At 66.4% G+C, this 19,121-nt stretch carries 11 protein-coding genes; 6 read left to right on the top strand and 5 right to left on the bottom strand.

The annotated features are described in order from the left end of the window. The first annotated feature begins 83 nt into the window (after window positions 1–83). The 3 genes from acnD to M2299_RS12785 all read left to right on the top strand — a co-directional run bounded on the left by acnD (window position 84) and on the right by M2299_RS12785 (window position 5,579). Window positions 84–2,702: a Fe/S-dependent 2-methylisocitrate dehydratase AcnD gene (gene acnD, locus M2299_RS12795; protein ID WP_099785071.1), complete on the top strand. Its 2,619-nt coding sequence runs from the start codon at window positions 84–86 to the stop codon at window positions 2,700–2,702. A 51-nt stretch (window positions 2,703–2,753) separates the two neighbouring features. Further along, complete coding sequence (gene prpF / locus M2299_RS12790) at window positions 2,754–3,932, top strand: 2-methylaconitate cis-trans isomerase PrpF (RefSeq protein WP_280884477.1); 1,179 nt, start codon at window positions 2,754–2,756, stop codon at window positions 3,930–3,932. A gap of 186 nt (window positions 3,933–4,118) precedes the next feature. Next, window positions 4,119–5,579: a bifunctional 2-methylcitrate dehydratase/aconitate hydratase gene (locus tag M2299_RS12785; protein ID WP_280884476.1), complete on the top strand. Its 1,461-nt coding sequence runs from the start codon at window positions 4,119–4,121 to the stop codon at window positions 5,577–5,579. 147 nt (window positions 5,580–5,726) lie between these two features. Here M2299_RS12785 and M2299_RS12780 read toward each other — a convergent pair whose 3' ends face one another. Next, on the bottom strand, window positions 5,727–6,791 hold the full coding sequence (locus M2299_RS12780) for a WD40 repeat domain-containing protein (RefSeq protein WP_157804418.1): 1,065 nt from the start codon (window positions 6,789–6,791) through the stop codon (window positions 5,727–5,729). Window positions 6,792–7,235: 444 nt separating this feature from the next. On the opposite strand from M2299_RS12780, the gene M2299_RS12775 reads away from it, so the two are divergent. Both M2299_RS12775 and pbpC read left to right on the top strand, forming a co-directional pair. After that, a complete protein-coding gene (locus M2299_RS12775; protein ID WP_025877025.1) occupies window positions 7,236–12,143 on the top strand; it encodes an alpha-2-macroglobulin in 4,908 nt (1,635 codons plus the stop codon). Window positions 12,144–12,192: 49 nt separating this feature from the next. Then, window positions 12,193–14,577, top strand: a complete 2,385-nt coding sequence (pbpC, locus tag M2299_RS12770) for a penicillin-binding protein 1C (protein ID WP_280884475.1) — start codon at window positions 12,193–12,195, stop codon at window positions 14,575–14,577. Between the two features lie 482 nt (window positions 14,578–15,059). Here pbpC and M2299_RS12765 read toward each other — a convergent pair whose 3' ends face one another. After that, window positions 15,060–15,641, bottom strand: coding sequence for a ferritin-like domain-containing protein (locus M2299_RS12765; protein ID WP_099785064.1), 582 nt, complete (start codon window positions 15,639–15,641; stop codon window positions 15,060–15,062). Window positions 15,642–15,671: 30 nt separating this feature from the next. Further along, window positions 15,672–16,154, bottom strand: coding sequence for a peroxiredoxin (locus M2299_RS12760; RefSeq protein ID WP_025877032.1), 483 nt, complete (start codon window positions 16,152–16,154; stop codon window positions 15,672–15,674). A 259-nt stretch (window positions 16,155–16,413) separates the two neighbouring features. Here M2299_RS12760 and M2299_RS12755 point away from each other — a divergent pair, with 259 nt between their 5' ends. Further along, window positions 16,414–17,304 carry a DnaJ C-terminal domain-containing protein gene (locus M2299_RS12755; protein WP_100436778.1) on the top strand — a complete coding sequence of 297 codons (891 nt, stop codon included), beginning with the start codon at window positions 16,414–16,416 and terminating at the stop codon, window positions 17,302–17,304. Between the two features lie 268 nt (window positions 17,305–17,572). Here M2299_RS12755 and pilH read toward each other — a convergent pair whose 3' ends face one another. Further along, window positions 17,573–17,944, bottom strand: a complete 372-nt coding sequence (pilH, locus tag M2299_RS12750) for a twitching motility response regulator PilH (protein ID WP_005410644.1) — start codon at window positions 17,942–17,944, stop codon at window positions 17,573–17,575. A gap of 88 nt (window positions 17,945–18,032) precedes the next feature. After that, complete coding sequence (locus M2299_RS12745) at window positions 18,033–19,028, bottom strand: YhdH/YhfP family quinone oxidoreductase (RefSeq protein WP_280884474.1); 996 nt, start codon at window positions 19,026–19,028, stop codon at window positions 18,033–18,035. Between the last annotated feature and the right edge of the window lie 93 nt (window positions 19,029–19,121).

Below are 19,121 nucleotides of genomic sequence, written 5' to 3'. Positions count from 1 at the left end.
GCATCCGGCCGGCCCCGTGCCGGCCGGATGCCGTCACCGCCGTATTGCCGGCACCCGGCCCGCCACGAGCATTCCGCCAGCCCATGAATACCGATTACCGCAAGACCCTCCCCGGCGCCTCGCTGGACTATTTCGATGCGCGCGCCGCCGTCGACGCGATCCAGCCCGGTGCCTACGCCACGCTGCCGTACACCTCGCGCGTGCTGGCCGAAAACCTGGTGCGTCGCTGCGATCCGGCCACGCTGACCGACTCGCTGAAGCAGCTGATCGAGCGCCGTCGCGACCTGGACTTCCCGTGGTTCCCGGCGCGGGTGGTGTGCCATGACATCCTCGGCCAAACCGCACTGGTCGATCTGGCCGGCCTGCGCGATGCGATCGCCGACAAGGGCGGTGATCCGGCCAAGGTCAACCCGGTGGTGCCGGTGCAGCTGATCGTCGATCACTCGCTGGCAGTGGAATGCGGTGGTTTCGATCCGCAGGCGTTCGAGAAGAACCGCGCCATCGAGGACCGCCGCAACGAGGACCGCTTCCACTTCATCGACTGGACCAAGCTGGCCTTCGAGAACGTGGACGTGATTCCGCCTGGCAACGGCATCATGCATCAGATCAACCTGGAGAAGATGTCGCCGGTGATCTACGTGCAGGACGGCGTCGCTTTCCCCGATACCTGCGTGGGCACCGACAGCCACACCCCGCATGTGGATGCGCTGGGCGTGATCGCCATCGGCGTGGGCGGCCTGGAAGCAGAGAACGTGATGCTGGGCCGTGCGTCGTGGATGCGCCTGCCGGACATCATCGGTGTCGAGCTGACCGGTCGGCCGCAGCCGGATATCACCGCCACCGACGTGGTGCTGGCCCTGACCGAATTCCTGCGCAAGGAGCGCGTGGTCGGCGCCTGGCTTGAATTCTTCGGCGAAGGTGCCGCTGCACTCACCATCGGTGATCGCGCCACCATCTCCAACATGTGCCCCGAATACGGCGCAACCGCCGCGATGTTCTACATCGACGGCCAGACCATCGACTACCTGCGCCTGACTGGGCGCGAGGAAAAGCAGGTCGCACTGGTTGAAAACTACGCGCGCAGCACCGGCCTGTGGGCCGATGACCTGGCCACTGCGGAGTACGAGCGCGTGCTGCACTTCGATCTGTCGACGGTGGTGCGCAACATGGCCGGCCCGAGCAATCCGCATCGCCGCCTGCCGGTATCGGAACTGGTCGAGCGCGGCATCGCCGATGCCGCCAAGCTGGAAGCCGGCAAGGCCGAGCAGGCACAGGGCCTGATGCCCGATGGCGCGGTGATCATCGCTGCCATCACCAGCTGCACCAATACCTCCAACCCGCGCAACGTGATCGCCGCCGGCCTGCTGGCACGCAAGGCCAACGAGCGCGGCCTGCTGCGCAAGCCTTGGGTGAAGTCGTCGCTGGCACCCGGTTCCAAGGCAGTGCAGCTGTACCTGGAAGAAGCGGGCCTGCTGCCGGACCTGGAGAAGCTGGGCTTCGGCATCGTCGCCTTCGCCTGCACCACCTGCAATGGCATGAGCGGCGCGCTGGATCCGAAGATCCAGCAGGAAATCATCGACCGTGACCTGTACGCCACGGCGGTACTGTCGGGCAACCGCAACTTCGACGGCCGCATCCATCCATATGCGAAGCAGGCGTTCCTGGCCTCGCCGCCACTGGTGATCGCCTACGCCATCGCCGGCACCATCCGCTTTGACATCGAGAAGGATGTGCTGGGCGTGGACACCGAAGGCAATGAAGTGCGCCTGAAGGACATCTGGCCGAGTGACGCCGAGATCGATGCGGTGGTGAAGGCGGCGGTGAAGCCGGAGCAGTTCCGCAGCGTCTACAACCCGATGTTCAACGTACGCGTCGAACACGGCGCAGCGGTGAGCCCGCTGTACGACTGGCGCCCGCAGAGCACCTACATCCGTCGTCCGCCGTACTGGGAAGGTGCACTGGCCGGTGAGCGCTCGCTGGCCGGCATGCGTGCGCTGGCGGTGTTGCCCGACAACATCACCACCGACCACCTGTCGCCGTCCAACGCGATCCTGGCCTCGAGTGCGGCTGGCGAATACCTGGCGAAGATGGGCCTGCCGGAAGAGGACTTCAATTCCTACGCCACCCATCGCGGTGACCACCTGACCGCGCAGCGTGCCACCTTCGCCAACCCGAAGCTGTTCAACGAGATGGTGCGCAATGAAGATGGCAGCGTGAAACAGGGTTCGCTGGCGCGCGTCGAGCCGGAAGGCAAGGTGATGCGCATGTGGGAAGCCATCGAGACCTACATGGAGCGCAAGCAGCCGCTGATCATCATCGCCGGTGCCGACTACGGGCAGGGTTCTTCGCGCGACTGGGCCGCCAAGGGCGTGCGCCTGGCCGGCGTGGAGGCCATCGTTGCCGAAGGTTTCGAGCGCATCCACCGCACCAACCTGATCGGCATGGGCGTGCTGCCGCTGGAGTTCAAGCCGGGCACCACCCGTCTGACCCTGGGCATCGATGGCACCGAAACCTTCGACGTCATCGGTGAACGCACGCCGCGCGCCGAGTTGCGCGTGGTCATCCACCGCCGCGACGGCCAGGACGTGATCGTGCCGGTCACCTGCCGCCTGGACAGTGACGAGGAAGTGGCGATCTACGAGGCCGGCGGCGTGTTGCAGCGCTTCGCGCAGGACTTCCTGGAAGGCGCCAAGGTGGCGTAAGGCATCCGACGGCCCGGCAACGGGCCGTCTTTCATTGCAAGGAACCGTTCCATGGTATTTCTCCCGCAACTCCGTATTCCCGCCACCTACATGCGCGGTGGTACCAGCAAGGGCGTGTTCTTCCGCCTGCAGGACCTGCCCGAGGCCGCGCAGGTGCCGGGCGCCGCACGCGATGCGCTGCTGATGCGCGTGATCGGCTCGCCCGACCCGTATGGCAAGCAGACCGACGGCATGGGTGGGGCTACGTCCAGCACCAGCAAGTGCGTGATCATCTCCACCGCCTCGGTGCCGGATCACGACGTGGATTACCTGTACGGCCAGGTGTCGATCGATACCGCGTTCGTGGACTGGAGCGGAAACTGCGGCAACCTCAGCACCGCCGTTGGTCCGTTCGCGATCGCCAACGGCCTGATCGATCCGGCCCGCGTGCCGCGCGATGGCCTGTGCACCGTGCGCATCTGGCAGGCCAACATCGGCAAGACCATCATTGCCCATGTGCCGATGCGCGATGGGCAGGTGCAGGAGATCGGCGATTTCGAGCTGGATGGCGTGACCTTCCCGGCTGCCGAGATCCAGCTGGAATTCCTCGATCCGTCCGACGATGGTGACGCCGGCGCGATGTTCCCCACCGGCAACTTGATCGATACGCTGGACGTGCCGGGCGTGGGTAGTTTCGAGGTGACGATGATCACCGCCGGCATCCCGACCATCTTCCTCAACGCCGCCGACCTCGGTTACACCGGCACCGAACTGCAGCCGGCGATCAATGAAGACAAAGCCGCGCTGGAGCGCTTCGAGAAGATCCGTGCCTACGGCGCGCTGCGCATGGGCTTGATCCAGAAACTGGAAGACGCGGCGACCCGCCAGCACACGCCGAAGGTAGCCTTCGTCGCCCCCGCGCAGGATTACGTGTCGTCCAGCGGCAAGGCGATCCCGGCCGCGGACATCGATCTGCATGCCCGCGCGCTGTCGATGGGCAAGCTGCACCACGCGATGATGGGCACCGCTGCAGTAGCGATCGGTACCGCCGCGGCGATCCCCGGCACGCTGGTCAACCGTGCTGCTGGCGGCGGCGAGCGCGAGGCCGTGACCTTCGGGCATCCGTCGGGCACGTTGCGCGTGGGTGCGCAGGCCGCACTCGTTGACGGCCAGTGGACGGTGTCCAAGGCCATCATGAGCCGCAGCGCCCGCGTGCTGATGGAAGGCAAGGTGCGCGTGCCGGCCGGGTGATGGCCTGGTAGTCGCCAACCTTGGTTGGCATGGCGCCGGCATTGCGCGGGTGGCGCTGCACCTGCTCTGGTAGGTGCCAACCTTGGTTGGCATGGAAGCGGCATCGCGCGGGTAAGGCCCAGCGCCAACCAAGGTTGGCGACTACCGGGTTTGTCGCAGCGTGCAACCCCACGAGGAGACCGAACAATGTCCGACAGCCACACCCCATCCAACGCCCGTGCAGCCTGGGATGCGCTGCTGGTGGACATCGTCGACTACGTGCGTGACACGCGCATCGACTCGCCGCTGGCGTTCCATACCGCGCATCACTGCCTGCTCGACACGTTGGGCTGCGGGTTGGAGGCGCTGTCCTTCCCCGCCTGCAGCAAGCTGCTGGGCCCGCTGGTGCCGGGTATCAGCGTGGCCAACGGCGCGCGCGTCCCCGGCACCAACTTCGTGCTCGATCCGGTGCAGGCGGCTTTCAACATCGGCGCGATGGTGCGCTGGCTGGATTTCAACGACACCTGGCTGGCCGCCGAGTGGGGCCACCCCTCGGACAACCTCGGTGGCATCCTCGCCGTGGCCGACTGGCTTGGCCGCAACGCGGCCGCGTTGCGACGCCCGCCGCCGACCGTGCATGACGTGCTGCTGGCGATGATCAAGGCGCACGAGATCCAGGGCGTGCTGGCGTTACGCAACTCTTTCAACCGGGTCGGCCTGGATCACGTGCTGCTGGTCAAGGTGGCCACCACCGCCGTCGTCGCGCAGATGCTGGGGCTGGACCGCGAGCGGATGCTCAATGCGGTGTCGCTGGCCTGGGTGGATGGACAGGCGCTGCGCACCTACCGGCATGCGCCCAACACCGGTTCGCGCAAAAGCTGGGCAGCCGGTGATGCGACCAGCCGTGGCGTACGCCTGGCGCTGATGGCCGCCACCGGCGAGATGGGCTACCCCAGCGTGCTCAGTGCACCGACCTGGGGCTTCGAAGCGGTATCGATGCATGGCCAGGCGCTGACCCTCGGCCGCCCCTTCGGCAGCTACGTGATGGAGAACGTGCTGTTCAAGATCAGTTTCCCGGCCGAATTCCACGGACAGACGGCGGTGGAGGCGGCGATCATCCTGCACCAGCAGCTGCGCGCGCAGGGGCGAACGGCCGAGGACATCGAGCACATCGCGATCCGTACCCAGGAAGCCTGCATCCGCATCATCGACAAGCAGGGGCCGCTGCACAACCCGGCCGACCGCGATCACTGCGTGCAGTACATGGTGGCCATCGCGCTGCTGCATGGGCGGCTGGTGGCCGAGGATTACGAGGACGACATGGCGGCCGATCCGCGCATTGACGCGCTGCGCGCGAAGATGACCTGCCATGAAGACCCGCAGCTCAGCGCCGACTACCTGGACCCGGACAAGCGCAGCATCGCCAACGGGCTGACGGTGCGCTTCAACGACGGCAGCGCGCTGCCGGAGATGCTGGTGGAGTACCCGCTGGGCCACGCACGCCGGCGCGCAGAGGGTATCCCGCTGCTGATGGACAAGTTCCGCCGGCACCTGGCGCACCGCTTCCCCACCGCCCAGCAGCAGCGCATCCTGGCCGCCTCGCTGGACCCGGTGGCCTTGGCGGCGATGCCGGTGACCGACTACGTGGACCTGTACCTGCCGGGGTAGGGGGCACTTTGGTAGGTGCCAACCTTGGTTGGCATGGGCCCAACGCCAACCAAGGTTGGCGACTACAGGGCTGCTCTGGTCGACGTCGCCCTTGGCGAAGTTTCCCTGGAGATGGTGCGATCACACGTCCGGAAAGGCTGCGCCGGATCAAACGACATACGTGGAAAGGCATCCGTAGTCTGTTCGCACCGAAATGGCGTTTTCTCCCGTCCATGCAATCTTTGCGGTACGGACCACATGATCGACGGGGAAGCGTCGAATTTCCTTCATGCCCGCGAAGTCATAGACGGCAATCTTCCCACGACGCATGACAGCCAGTCGCTTGCCATCGTTGTCCAATGCAAAGTCAGTTCGCGTCATATCAGCGAACTCCGGCCATCCGGGGCGGGATTCTCCGGTTGCCGTGTCCAAGCACAGCAGGCGCCATTTGCCATACTGTTCCAAGGCCAACAGCCACCGCCCATCCACGCTCCACGCCATCTTGGTGATCATTTCGAAATCGCCTTGATGTTGGCGCACTGTCTTCGCCAGGGCGACATCGATGTACTCGATCTCACCCGGATTGGCACAGCAGGCGAGCGTTGCTGCATCCGGAGAGAGAGCGCCCATCATCTGCGGGGAATGACCTCCTACCATCGCAGCCTTGCGAGGCAAGTGCAGGGTGCGTTTGCCATCCGTGGGCCTCATCACCGTGATCTGCTCACCGGAATGCCACGATACATGTCCGTTGGACGTGGTGAGGAAGGAGGGCGCCATGGCTGTTGCTTCACTGATTCGCTGAGGTGGTGCGCCGTCTGTGGACCAAAGATAGATTCCAGAGTCGAACTGGATCAGGAGTTGGCCTTTGTCGATGATAGGTATTGCGGACCAGGCGAGGTCAGTCTTGCTTGGTCGCCAACGTTGGCTGATATCAGCACCTTCGCCAACGAGCAGAAGCACATCGGTTGCTGCACCAAGCGCGTCTTCATCCTGATGTTGATTGGTCGACACCTTTCCATTGCAACCGGCAATCATCAGGGCGCCCGTGTAACCTCCACCAATGTAACGATGCATGCTCGGTTGCCCTGCGCCAGCATCGGGGTTCACCAGTACGAAGCCCTTTTTCAGCCGAGACCACTCCTGTTGAATGGCCCATTTCAGCGCTTCGTCCGGATTGGGAAAGTCTTTCAACTGTGACTTCAGCTTTGCGGGACTTCCGGAAATCACTTCCACGGAGTGGTCCTCCTGTCGGGTCCCCCATACCTTTGCGGTCGTTGGATCCTGAAGTAGTCGTACTCTTGTCATTACGATGGTCACTTCGATACGGGAAGCATTATGCCGATGCTACAGGCATGACCGGAGGCAGGTCGGGAGATGGCTGATTGAGGGGCATATCCGACATGCGGGGCCGGCTTCGATCTCCTCGATGTACGACGTTGCGTGTCGTGGCGGAACCTGGGACAACGACCGTGACGGATTGACGGATGGCCTTGTGCTCGGGGGGCACGGGAGGTGGGCGGGTCGGGCGGCCCCAGTTGCCTTTGCCGGCCGGGCTTCGGGTCATCGACCCCACCGGGCATGGCCCGGCGCTACCGTTCCGATGCATTCCTGCCGAATCCGCGTCAACGCCTTGACGCGACGCGCCTATAATGGCCACCTCGATCAAGGAGTGACGACATGAGCGGTCCGGCACGGCGGATGCGGTGGGGATGGACGGCAGCATTGCTGGCAGGAGGGCTGTTGCTGGGCCTGGCCGGTTGCCGCAACGACAGCGGGCAGCTGCCGAAGGCCAGCGGCGAAGCCATCGCCACCAAGGCCGAGCAGGTGAAGGAGTTCACCCTGCTGCGTGCCTACCCGGACCAGAAGAGTGAAGGCCTGTCGCTGGCGCTGGAGTTCTCGCGCCCGCTGGTCGGCACCCAGGACTTCGACAAGCTGGTGCGCTTCGAAGAGAAGGTCGGCAACGATGACAGCAGCTGGACCCTGTCCGATGACGGCCTGACCCTGCGCTATCCCTTCGTCGAAGCTGGCAAGGAATTCAGCCTGGTGGTCTCGCCGGACCTGCTGGCCGCCGATGGCAGCCGCCTGGGCAAGGAACTGAAGCAGAAGGTCTTCAGCGGCGAGCTGAAGCCGGTGGCCGGTTTCGCCTCGCAGGGCAGCGTGCTGCCGGCCAAGGACAGCCGCGGCCTGCCGGTGGTGTCGGTGAATGTGCCGGAGGTCGATGTCGAGTTCCTGCGCGTGCGCGAAAAGGATCTGCCGACCTTCTTCAGCCAGTACCAGCGCGGTGGTCGCCGCGGCAGCTGGGAACTGAGCAGCGACTACGAGCGCAGCCCGATCAACAAGCTGGCCGAACCGGTCTACGTCAACCGCTTCATCCTGGGTGGCAAGCAGAACGAGCGGGTGCTGACCTACCTGCCGACCCAGGACATCAAGGAACTGCAGGAGCCGGGGCTGTATTTCGCCCTGCTCAAGCGCACCGGTGACTACGAGGGCGAGTTCGATACCGCGTTCTTCTCGGTCAGCGACATCGGCCTGCACACCCGCGCGTACAAGGACAAGCTGTTCGTCCATACCGCCGCGCTGAAGGACGGTGCATCGCTGAAGGGCATCGACCTGCGCGTGCTCGATGCCAAGGGCGAAGTGGTGCTGAAGGGCAGTACCGACAGCAACGGCAATGCGCTGCTGAACTACACCCTGGATGCCACCCACGTGCTGGTGGCCAGCAGCGGCAAGGACACCAGCTTCCTGCCCTTCAACCAGCCGGCGCTGGACCTGAGCGAGTTCGCCGTGGCCGGCCGTGACAACGCCTGGTTCGATGTCTATGCCTGGTCGGGCCGCGACCTGTACCGCCCGGGTGAGACGGTGCGCCTGTCGGCGCTGCTGCGCGACAACGACGGCAAGCCGATCAAGAGCCAGCCGGTGTTCCTGCGCCTGAAGCAGCCCGATGGCAAGACCTTCCGCGAAACCCGCGTGCAGCCGGGCGAGCAGGGCTACATCAACTTCGAGCAGACCATTCCCGCCGAGGCGCCGACCGGGCGCTGGCAGGTTGAGTTCCGCACCGACCCGGCCAGCAAGGAAGCGATCCAGGGCATGACCCTGCGCATCGAAGAGTTCCTGCCCGAGCGCATGAAGCTGGACCTGGACAGCGCGCAGAAGACGCTGAAGCCGGGTGAAGACCTGCGTCTGCAGGCCAACGGCGCCTATCTGTACGGTGCCCCGGCCGACGGCAACCGCTTCACCGCGCGCATGGCGGTGGCCGCCGAGCAGAAGCCGGTGGAGGGCCTGCCGGGCTACTTCTTCGGCGACCCGACCCTGCAGCTGCCGCGCGAAGCCAAGGATGTCATCGACACCACGCTGCCGGCCAATGGCCAGCTGCGCGAAGACGTGTCGTTGCCGGAAGAGGCGACCAAGGCGAAGGCGCCGATCGCGGTGGTGCTGTCCGGCAGCCTGTATGAAACCGGTGGCCGCACGGTCACCCGCACCCTGAAGCGGGTGGTATGGCCGGCCGCCGCACTGGTCGGCGTGCGCCCGTTGTTCAATCCGGACGACGGCGCTGATTCCAACGGCAACGCGCGGTTTGAACTGATGCGCGTGGATGCGGCCGGCAAGCCGCAGCCGGCCAAGGGCCTGAAGATCACCCTGGTGCGCGAGCTGCGCGACTACCACTGGACCTTCAACGACAACCGCTGGGACTACGATTTCACCCGCCGCTTCGAAAACAAGGAAACCCGTACCGTCGATGCCGGCGGCAGCGCGGTGGCCTTCGACTTCCCGGTGGAGTGGGGCGAGTACCGGGTGGACGTTTTCGATCCGTCCACCGGCCTGACCAGCCGTTATCCGTTCCGCGCCGGCTGGAGCTGGGGCGATGACAACCGTGGCCTCGATGCCCGCCCGGACAAGGTCAAGCTGGGCCTGGACAAGACCGGCTACAAGGCCGGCGATACCCTGGAAGTGACGGTGACCCCGCCGCACGCCGGCAAGGGCGTGCTGATGGTCGAGACCGACCGCATGCTGTACGTGCAGGACATCGACGCCAAGCCCGGTGCCACCTACAAGATCCCGGTCACCGCCGATTGGGAGCGCCACGACGTCTACATCACCGCGCTGGTGTTCCGCGGTGGCAGTGCGCCGAGCAAGATCACCCCCGCCCGCGCGGTGGGCGTGGTGCACGTGCCGATGGACCGCAAGGGCCGCACCGTGGCCGTCGGCCTGGCCGCGCCCAAGCAGATGCGACCGGAGCAGGACCTGCCAGTGACGGTCAGCGCACCGCAGCTGGCCGGCAAGGTCGCGCACGTCACTGTTTCGGCCGTGGATGTGGGCATTCTCAACATCACCCGCTTCCCGGTGCCCGATGCCGGCGCGCACTTCTTCGCCCAGCGCCGCCTCGGCATCGATGCCTATGACATCTACAGCCGGGTGATCGAGAGCTTCGACGGCGGCAGCGGCAAGCTGAAGTTCGGCGGCGACATGGCGCTGCAGGCGTTGCCGCAGGCCAAGCGGCCGACCGCGCGCGTGCAGACCGTGGACCTGTTCTCCGGCCCGGTGCAGCTCGATGCCAAGGGCATTGCCCGCATCCGCCTGAAAGTGCCGGATTTCAATGGCACCCTGCGGGTGTCGGCGCTGGTCTACAGCGATGACCAGTACGGCAAGCGCGATGTGGAAACCGTGGTGCGCGCACCGATCCTGGCCGAGGCCAGCATGCCGCGCGTGCTCGCCCCGGGCGACCGCAGCACGGTGACGCTGGACGTGCAGAACTTCACCGGCAAGCCCGGTCAGTTCAACGTGCGCGTGGACAGCGAAGGCCCGCTCAGCCTGGGCGAAGGCACGCGCAGCGTGCAGCTCAATGCCGATGCCAAGACCACGTTGAGCTTCCCGTTGTCGGCGCGCGAGGGCCACAGCGTGGCCAAGGTGCGCGTGCGTGTGGATGGCAACGGCTTCAAGGCCGACCGCCGCTACGATCTGCCGGTACGCGCGGCGTGGCCGCAGGTACTGCGCTCGCAGGTGCGAACGCTCGATCCGCTGGCGGCGGTGAGCCTGGATGGCAGCCTGATGGACGGGCTGATGTCCGAATCGGTCAATGCCCGCCTGCTGGTCAGCCCGCTGCCGCCGATCCCGTTCGCCAGCGCGCTGCAGGGCGCGCTGAACTACCCGTACGGCTGTGCCGAACAGACCACCAGCAAGGGCTACGCCGCGCTGATCCTGGACCAGGCCACATCGTCCATGCTCGGCGCTGACGGCCTGGACGCGAAGACCCGTCGCGAGCGCATGGAAGGTGCGTTCGGTCGCCTGGCGTCGATGCAGGTGGCCAACGGCAACTTCTCGATGTGGGGTGACGACGGCTACGTGAACCCGTGGCTGACCCCGTACATCGCCGAGTTCCTGCTCGATGCCAAGGACGGTGGCTTCGCGGTGCCGGACAACGTGCTGCAGAAGGCGCTGAACCGCCTGAGCGAAGACCTGCTGTCCGGTGGCAACCAGTTCTACGGACAGGAAAAACGCGAAAGCCTGAAGTTCGCCAACCAGGCGTACTCGGGTTACGTGCTGGCCCGCGTCAACCGCGCGCCGCTGGGTACCCTGCGCACGCTGTACGACAACGAACGCAGCAAGGCCGTGGGTGGTCTGTCGCTGGTGCACCTGGGCGTGGCGCTGTCGCTGCAGGGCGATGCCAAGCGCGGCCAGGCGGCCCTTGCGGCGGGCTTTGCCAAGTCCAGCAGCGAACGCCCGTCGTACTTCGGCGACTACGGCAGTGCCGTACGTGACGATGCGCTGATGATCGCGCTGACCCACGAGAACAAGCTGGCCAAGCCGGCGTGGGATGCACGCGCAGTCGATCTTGGCCGTGGCCTGGATGCGCGCCGCAGCAGCGGGTGGATGTGGCTGAGCACGCAGGAACAGGTGGCCATCGCCCGCCTCGGCAAGGCACTGGCCGCCAACCAGAAGGCGCTGGTGGCCGGTGAGCTGGTGATCGGTGGCAACAGTGAGGCCATCGGCGAACGCAAGCTGTTTGGCCGCAACTTCGATGCAGGGCAGCTGGCCGCGGGCGTGCGCTTCACCCCGCAGGGACAGCCGCCGATGTTCGCCAGCATCGACGTGGCCGGCATTCCGCGCAGTGCGCCGGCGCCGGACAACAGCGTGATCGGCGTGGAGCGAAGCTACTTCGGCACCGATGGCAAGCCGTGGTCGCCGCGTCCGCTGAAGGAAGGTGAAGCGCTGATCGTGCGGGTCACCATCACCGCCGACAGCGAGATGCCCGATGCGCTGCTGACCGACCTGCTGCCGGCAGGCCTGGAGATCGAGAACCTCAACCTGGGCGATGCCAAGCAGTGGGCCGATGTGGTGGTCGATGGCATCACCATCAGCGACCGCAGCGAAGCGGCCGATACCAAGCACGAAGAGTTCCGCGATGACCGCTACGTGGCGGCGCTGAAGCTCTCGCGTGGCAGCAAGGCCAACGTGTTCTACCTGGTGCGTGCGGTCACTCCGGGTACCTACACGGTGCCGCCGTCGCTGGTGGAGGACATGTACCGGCCGCAGCTGCGTGGTGTCGGCCGCAGCAACCCGACCACGTTGACGGTGGTACAGCCGTGACCGTGCGGACGGGCCGCGACGGCGCGGCCCGTCCCACTGGATGCCGTGGATGAAGGTGGGATTGCTGAAAACGCGGCTGCCGCGCCTGCGGCAGCGGCTGCAACCGCTGTGGCCGTGGCTGCGCTGGGGCACGACGGCGTTGCTGGTGCTGCTGCTGGTACTGGATTTCGCCTTCCCGCCGCCGTTGCCCCGGCAACGCGACACCAGCACGCTGGTGGTCGCCGCTGACGGCAGCCCGATGCGGGCGTTCGCCGATGCCGAGGGCGTGTGGCGCTATCCGGCGTCGGTCGACAGCGTGTCGCCGCTGTACCTGCAGGCGCTGCTGACCTACGAGGATCGCTGGTTCTGGCAGCACCCGGGCATCAATCCGCTGGCGATCCTGCGTGCCGGTGGGCAGCTGCTGCGAGGTGGCCGCATCGTCTCCGGAGGCTCGACCCTGACCATGCAGGTGGCGCGCATTCTCGATCCGCATACGCGCACGCCCTGGGGCAAGCTGAAGCAGATGCTGCGTGCGGTGCAGCTTGAGGTGCACCTGTCCAAGCGCGAGATCCTCGCGTTGTATCTGGAGCGCGCGCCCTACGGTGGCACCATCGAAGGCGTGGAGGCGGCCAGCTGGGCCTACCTCGGTAAGCCGGCCGCGCAGCTTTCGCATGCCGAGGCCGCGTTGCTGGCGGTGCTGCCACAGGCACCCAGCCGTTTGCGCCCGGATCGTCATCCCGAAGCCGCGCAGAAGGCTCGCGACAAGGTACTGGCGCGCATGGCCGAGCTCGGCGCATGGACGCCGGAGGAAGTGGAAGATGCGCGCATCGAGAACGTGGTCGCACGCTCGCTGCGTCCACCACTGCACGCGGCACTGCTGGCCCAGCGCCTGCACTCGGCGCATCCAGGGCAGGCGCGGATCCAGAGCAGCATCGACATCGGCCTGCAGCGCACCCTTGAAGAGCGCGTGGCCAGCTATTTCTCCACGCTGCCCGAGCGCACGTCAGCCGCACTGCTGGTGGTCGACAACCAGACCCTGCAGGCGCGTGCGTATGTCGGCACGCTGTCTTTCGGTGATCGGCAACGGCTGGGCCACGTGGACATGGTGCAGGCCTGGCGCTCGCCGGGCTCCACGCTGAAGCCGTTTCTGTATGCGATGGCACTCGATGATGGCCTGATCCATTCCGAGAGCTTGCTGGTGGATGCGCCGCAGAGCTTCGGCAGCTATCGGCCGGGCAACTTCGACATGGCCTTCAACGGGCCGGTCAGTGCTGCCAGTGCGCTGCGCCTGTCGCTGAACGTGCCGTCGGTCGACCTGCTGCAGCGGGTAGGTGCGGCACGCTTCGCCGCGCGCCTGTCGCACGCCGGCATCCAGTTGCGCTTCCCGCCGGGCAGTTCGCCCAATCTGTCGCTGATCCTCGGCGGCACCGGCGCACGGCTGGAAGACCTGGTCGGTGCGTTCGCTGCGCTCAACCGCAACGGCATTGCGGGCCGCGTGCGCTACACCGATGACGAACCGATGATCGAGCGGCGGCTGGCTTCGCCCGGTGCCAGCTGGATCGTGCGCGAGATGCTGGAATCGAATCCGCGCCCGGGGTACGGCGTTGGCACGTTCGACGTTGGCGGGCGGCCGCGCGTGGCCTGGAAGACCGGAACCAGCTATGGCTACCGCGATGCGTGGGCGATCGGCAGTACCCGCCACTACACCGTGGGCGTGTGGGTGGGGCGCCCCGATGGCACGCCGTTGCCGGGGCAGTACGGCGCGGTCACCGCCTTGCCGTTGATGTTCGAGGTGGTCGACAGCCTGCCGCGCCAACGCGGCGATGCGGCGGCCGCGCCGATGCCGGCCAGCGTGACCCAGGCAGACATCTGCTGGCCAACTGGAGAACTGGCCGAAGGGTTGCCAGCGGCACTCTGCCAGCGACGCCTGTCGGCCTATCTGCTGGACGGTGCGGCACCGCCGACGTTCCCCGAACGCGAGGCACGGCGATGGCAGCCTGGCCGCCAACGCTACCTGGCTGACGCGCGCACCGGACTGCGCGTATCGGCTGATTGCAGCGCGCCGCATGAGGAAGTCGCGCGGGAAATCGCGCGATGGCCGGCGCTGTTGTCACCCTGGCTGCCCAAGGCCACCCGCGATGCCTCACAGCTTCCCGCACTGTCGCCGGACTGTCGCGATGATGGTCGCGAGGCCAGCGTGGCCCTGCATATCGATGGCCTCAATGAAGGCGCGACGCTGGCGCGTGCACCCAATGCCGAACACGGCGTACGCCTGCAGCTGCGCGCATTGGGCAGCGAACAGGCCGTGGACTGGCTGCTGGATGGTCGATGGATCGCGCAGACGCGCGGTGCGCAGCTGATGCAGCGCGAGTTCGCCGATCCGGGGACGCATACGTTGACCGCGCTGGCTGCTGACGGCGCCTGGACGCAGGTACGGTTCAACGTGCTGCGGTAGCGCCGGGCCATGCCCGGCGGATGTCACGTGATCGGGCACCAACCCGCCGGGCATGGCCCGGCGCTACCGGTCCGCTAAGACCCGGTAGGTGCCAACCTTGGTTGGCACACGCAGACGCTGCCCACCAAGGTGGGCGACTACCAGGGCGTTCGCCGGGCATGGCCCGGCGCTACCGGTCCACCATGACCCGGTAGGTGCCAACCTTGGTTGGCACGCGCAGACGCCGCCCACCAAGGTGGGCAACTACCAGGGCGTTCGCTGGCATGGCCCGGCGCTACCGGTCCACCATGAGCCGGTAGATGCCAAGCTGGGTGGCACGCGCAGAGGCCGCCTACCAAGGTGGGCGACTACCAGGCGTTCGCTGACATGGAAGGGCGCTACCGGTCCACCATGACCCGGTAGGTGCCAACCTTGGTTGGCACGCGCGGAAGCTGCCCACCAAGGTGGGCGACTACCGGGATGTTCGCTGGCACGGTGCGGCGCTACTCCCCGATCCACCCATCCAGCAGGTCGGCGAACTCATCGGCGTGCTCCTCCTCCTGCGCCAGGATCTCCTCCAGGATGCGCTTGGTGGTGGTATCGCTGTCGCCGATGAAGTTGATCATCTCGCGGTAGCTGTCGATGGCGATGCGCTCGGCCACCAGATTCTCGCGGACCATGTCGCGCAGGTCGCTGCCTTCCTTGTATTCGGCGTGCGAGCGTGCGGTCAGCGTGTCCGGATTGAGGTCAGGCTCGCCGCCGAGCTGGACGATGCGTTCGGCCAGCTTGCCGGCGTGCGCCTGCTCCTGTTGTGCGTGCTCGAGGAACTCGTCCTTGACCGCATCGGCCAGCATGCCCTTGGCCATGAAGTAGTGCCGGTAATAGCGCAGCACGCATACATATTCGGTGGCCAGCGCGTCGTTGAGCAGCTTGATCACCACCTTGCGGTCGGCGCTGTAGCTGTCGGTGATCGCTCCGTCTTCGATGTTCTTCCGTGCCCGCTCGCGCAGGGTCTGGCGATCACTGATGCCAGCGACCTTGGCGGAAGGGGAGGTGTTGCTGGCTTTGGCTGGCTTGTTGGACATGGCTGGCCGGTTTCCTCTGCAGTCAGGGTTTCAGGTGGGCAGGTGATCCAGTACGTAGTCGGCTGATGACACCTCGAACTGGCCGGGCTCCTCGATCCAGGCCGCGCGCACCGTGCCGTCCACCACGTACAGGGCAAAGCGACGCGAACGCGTGCCCATGCCGGATGAACTTGCATCCAGCTCCAGGCCAAGTGCACGGGTCAGTTCGGCATTGCCGTCGGACAACATCAGCAGACCGTCGGGTACGTGCTGGTCGGTGGCCCAGGCTTTCATCACGAACGGGTCGTTGACCGCCACGCAGTAGACATCGATGCCGCGATGGCGGAACGCCTCGAACTTTTCCACGTACCCGGGCAGGTGGCGGGCCGAGCAGGTGGGGGTGAACGCACCGGGCACGGCGAACAGCACCACCTTGCGCCCGTCGAACAGGGCGTGGGTATCGAGGGTCTCGATGCCTTCGCGGATGCGCTTGAGGGTGACTTCCGGAATACGGTCGCCGACATGGATGGTCATGGGAACTCCTTGCTGGGTGAGGGTAGGGGCCAGGAGGGGACGGACGCGTCAAGACATTGGAAAACCCATGTATACACCCCATCTCCGTCGTCCGCGGCGGGCGGTCAGCCACAGCATGGGGCCGAGCGATGGCAGGCGCATTGCGCTGGATCAGTCGGCCTCACCGTTGCCGCACGACCGGCGGCGTAGCATCGCCGGCGCGTAGAATGAACCCGGGGCGGCGCCTACCGGCGCGGCCGAAGCGAATCGAGGTAGCTGGATGGAATTCAAGGATTATTACGCCACCCTGGGGGTGGAACCGAGCGCGGGCGAGGCGGAAATCAAGACCGCCTATCGCCGGCTGGCACGCAAGTACCACCCGGACGTCAGCAAGGAGTCCGGGGCCGAGGACAAGTTCAAGGCCATCAACGAGGCCTACGAGGCGTTGCGCGATCCCGAGAAGCGCGCGGCCTATGACCAGTTGCGTGCGCAGGGCTATCGCCCGGGCGAGGAATTCAACGTGCCGCCGAACTACGGCGGTGGCGGTTTCAATTTCGAGGAAGTGTTCGGCGGCGGTGGCCCCAACGGTGGTTTCAGCGACTTCTTCGAGAGCCTGTTCGCGCGCCAGCGCGGCGGCCAGGGCGCAGGCCCCGGCCCGGGCTTCAGCAGCCATGGCCATGCGCCCAACCGCGATACCCGGGCCAAGCTGTCGGTACCGCTGGAGGCGGCCTACAACGGCGACAGCCTGCGCATCACCGTCAACGGCAAGCAGCTGGACGTGCGCGTGCCCAAGGGCATCCGTCCCGGGCAGGTGATCCGCCTGGCCGGGCAGGGCAATCACGGCGGCAACCTGCTGCTGGAAGTGGAGTACGCCGCGCATCCGCAGTTCGAGGTCGACGGCCGCAACATCCTGTACACGCTGCCGGTCACCCCGTGGCAGGCGGCGTTGGGCACCAGCATCAGCGTGCCGACCCTGGGCGGCGCAGTGGAACTGAAGATTCCGGCCGATTCCGACGCCGGTCGCAAGCTGCGGCTGCGTGGGCGCGGCCTGCCGGGCAGCCCGGAGGGCGACCAGATCGTCGAGCTGGAGATTGTCGCCCCGGCGGCGACGGACGACGCGCAGAAGAAGGCCTATCGGAATCTGGCCAAGGCGTTTGGCGAAACGATCTGAAATCTGCTTTGGTGGGTGCGGACCACGGTCCGCACGTCTTGCGGTAGTGCCGGCCGCTGGCCGGCAGAGGCGTGCCAACCAAGGTTGGCGTCTACCGGAGCGGTGGGTCAGCCTTGACCGGCACGCCCTGCGGTAGTGCCGGCCGCTGGCCGGCAGAGGCGTGCCAACCAAGGTTGGCATCTACCAGAGCAAAGGCGTGCCAACCAAGGTTGGCACCTACCAGAGCAGAGGCGTGCCAACCAAGGTTGGCATCTACCGGAGCGGTGGGTCAGCCTTGACCGGCGAACACCCGCTCCAGCACTTCGGACAGTTCGTCTTCCGAGAACGGCTTGGTGATGTAGGCCTTGGCGCCCTGGCGCATGCCCCACATGCGGTCGGTGTCCTGGTCCTTGGTGGTCACCAGGATCACCGGAATGTGCCGGGTCGCCTCATCGCGGGCGAGCGTGCGGGTCGCCTGGAAGCCATTGAGGTTGGGCATCACCACGTCCATCAGCACCAGGTCGGGCAGCTCGGCCTTGGCGGTCTCCACCCCGGCCGCACCATCGGTGGCGGTCAGGATCTGGTGCCCGAGCTTCTCGACGATGCGCTGTATCCCCAACAGCTGCGACGGTGAGTCGTCGACGATCAGAATGCGTGCCATGTTGTTCCCCATGTGATGCCGGAAGTGTAGTGCCGGCATCCTGTTGGCGGGAGGGCGACGGCTGCCGTCCGTCGCCTGTCTGCGACGTTCAGTCGATCCGCACCACCGTGCGGCCAAGCGAGCCGCCCGCCAGCATGCGATCGAACACCGCAGGCAGACCGTCCAGACCGACTTCGGCGGTGCAGATGCGGTCCAGGTGCTGCGGTTTCCACGCGTCACCCAAGCGTGCCCACACTTCTTCGCGCAGCGCGCGCGGGGCATTGGCCGACGAAACGCCGAGCAGCGAGACACCGCGCAGGATGAAGGGCATCACGGTCATGTCCAGCGTCGGGCTGGCGGCCAGTCCCGCACTGACCACGCTGCCGTAAGGCACGGTCTGGGCCAGCAGACTGGCCAGCATCGGCCCGCCGGCGTTGTCCAGGCCACCGCCGAAACGTGCCGACTGCAGCGGACCGGTGTCGGCAAGGGCGTCACGCGGCAGCACCTCGGCAGCACCGATACCGCGCAGGAAGTCGCTCTGTTCCGGTTTGCCGCTGATCGCGTGTACGGCATAGCCGGCGCGGCTGAAGATGTCCACGGCCAGTGCCCCGACCCCACCGCTGGCGCCGGTAACCGCCAGTGGCCCAAGCTCGGGCCTCTGCCGGTTGTCCTGCAGGCGCAGCAGCGCCAGCGCGGCGGTGAAGCCGGCGGTGCCCAGTACCATCGCCTCGCGTGGGCTCAGGCCCGCCGGCTGGGCGATGACCGCGCTCGATTCCAGTCGCACGTACTGGCTGTAGCCGCCATCACGGGTTTCGCTGAGGCCACAGCCGGTGGCAAGTACCGCATCACCCTCGCGCCAGGCCGGATCGGTGGAGGCGACCACCGTGCCGGCCACGTCGATCCCGCCCACCAGCGGGAAGCGGCGCAGGATGCGGCCTTTGCCGGTGCCGGCCAGGGCATCCTTGTAGTTGACCGAGGACCAGTGAGCGCGGATCAGCACCTGGCCGGGGTTGAGGTCGTCCAGACGCAGCGGGACCAGGCCGCTGCGGTAGCCGGCGTCGTCTTTTTCGATGCGGAAGGCGGTGAACGGGGTGGTGGGGGCCATCGGCGCTGCCTGACTTCGAGGAAAACGCCACCTTACCCGCTCCGGCCCCTTTCAATCCTGCCGGTCCGCCCCATCTTGTATGATCGGTAGTGG

It is taken from the genome of Stenotrophomonas sp. 1278 (assembly GCF_029892765.1).
Taxonomy (GTDB): domain Bacteria; phylum Pseudomonadota; class Gammaproteobacteria; order Xanthomonadales; family Xanthomonadaceae; genus Stenotrophomonas; species Stenotrophomonas indicatrix.
This window is presented reverse-complemented; position numbering and strand designations above follow the sequence as displayed.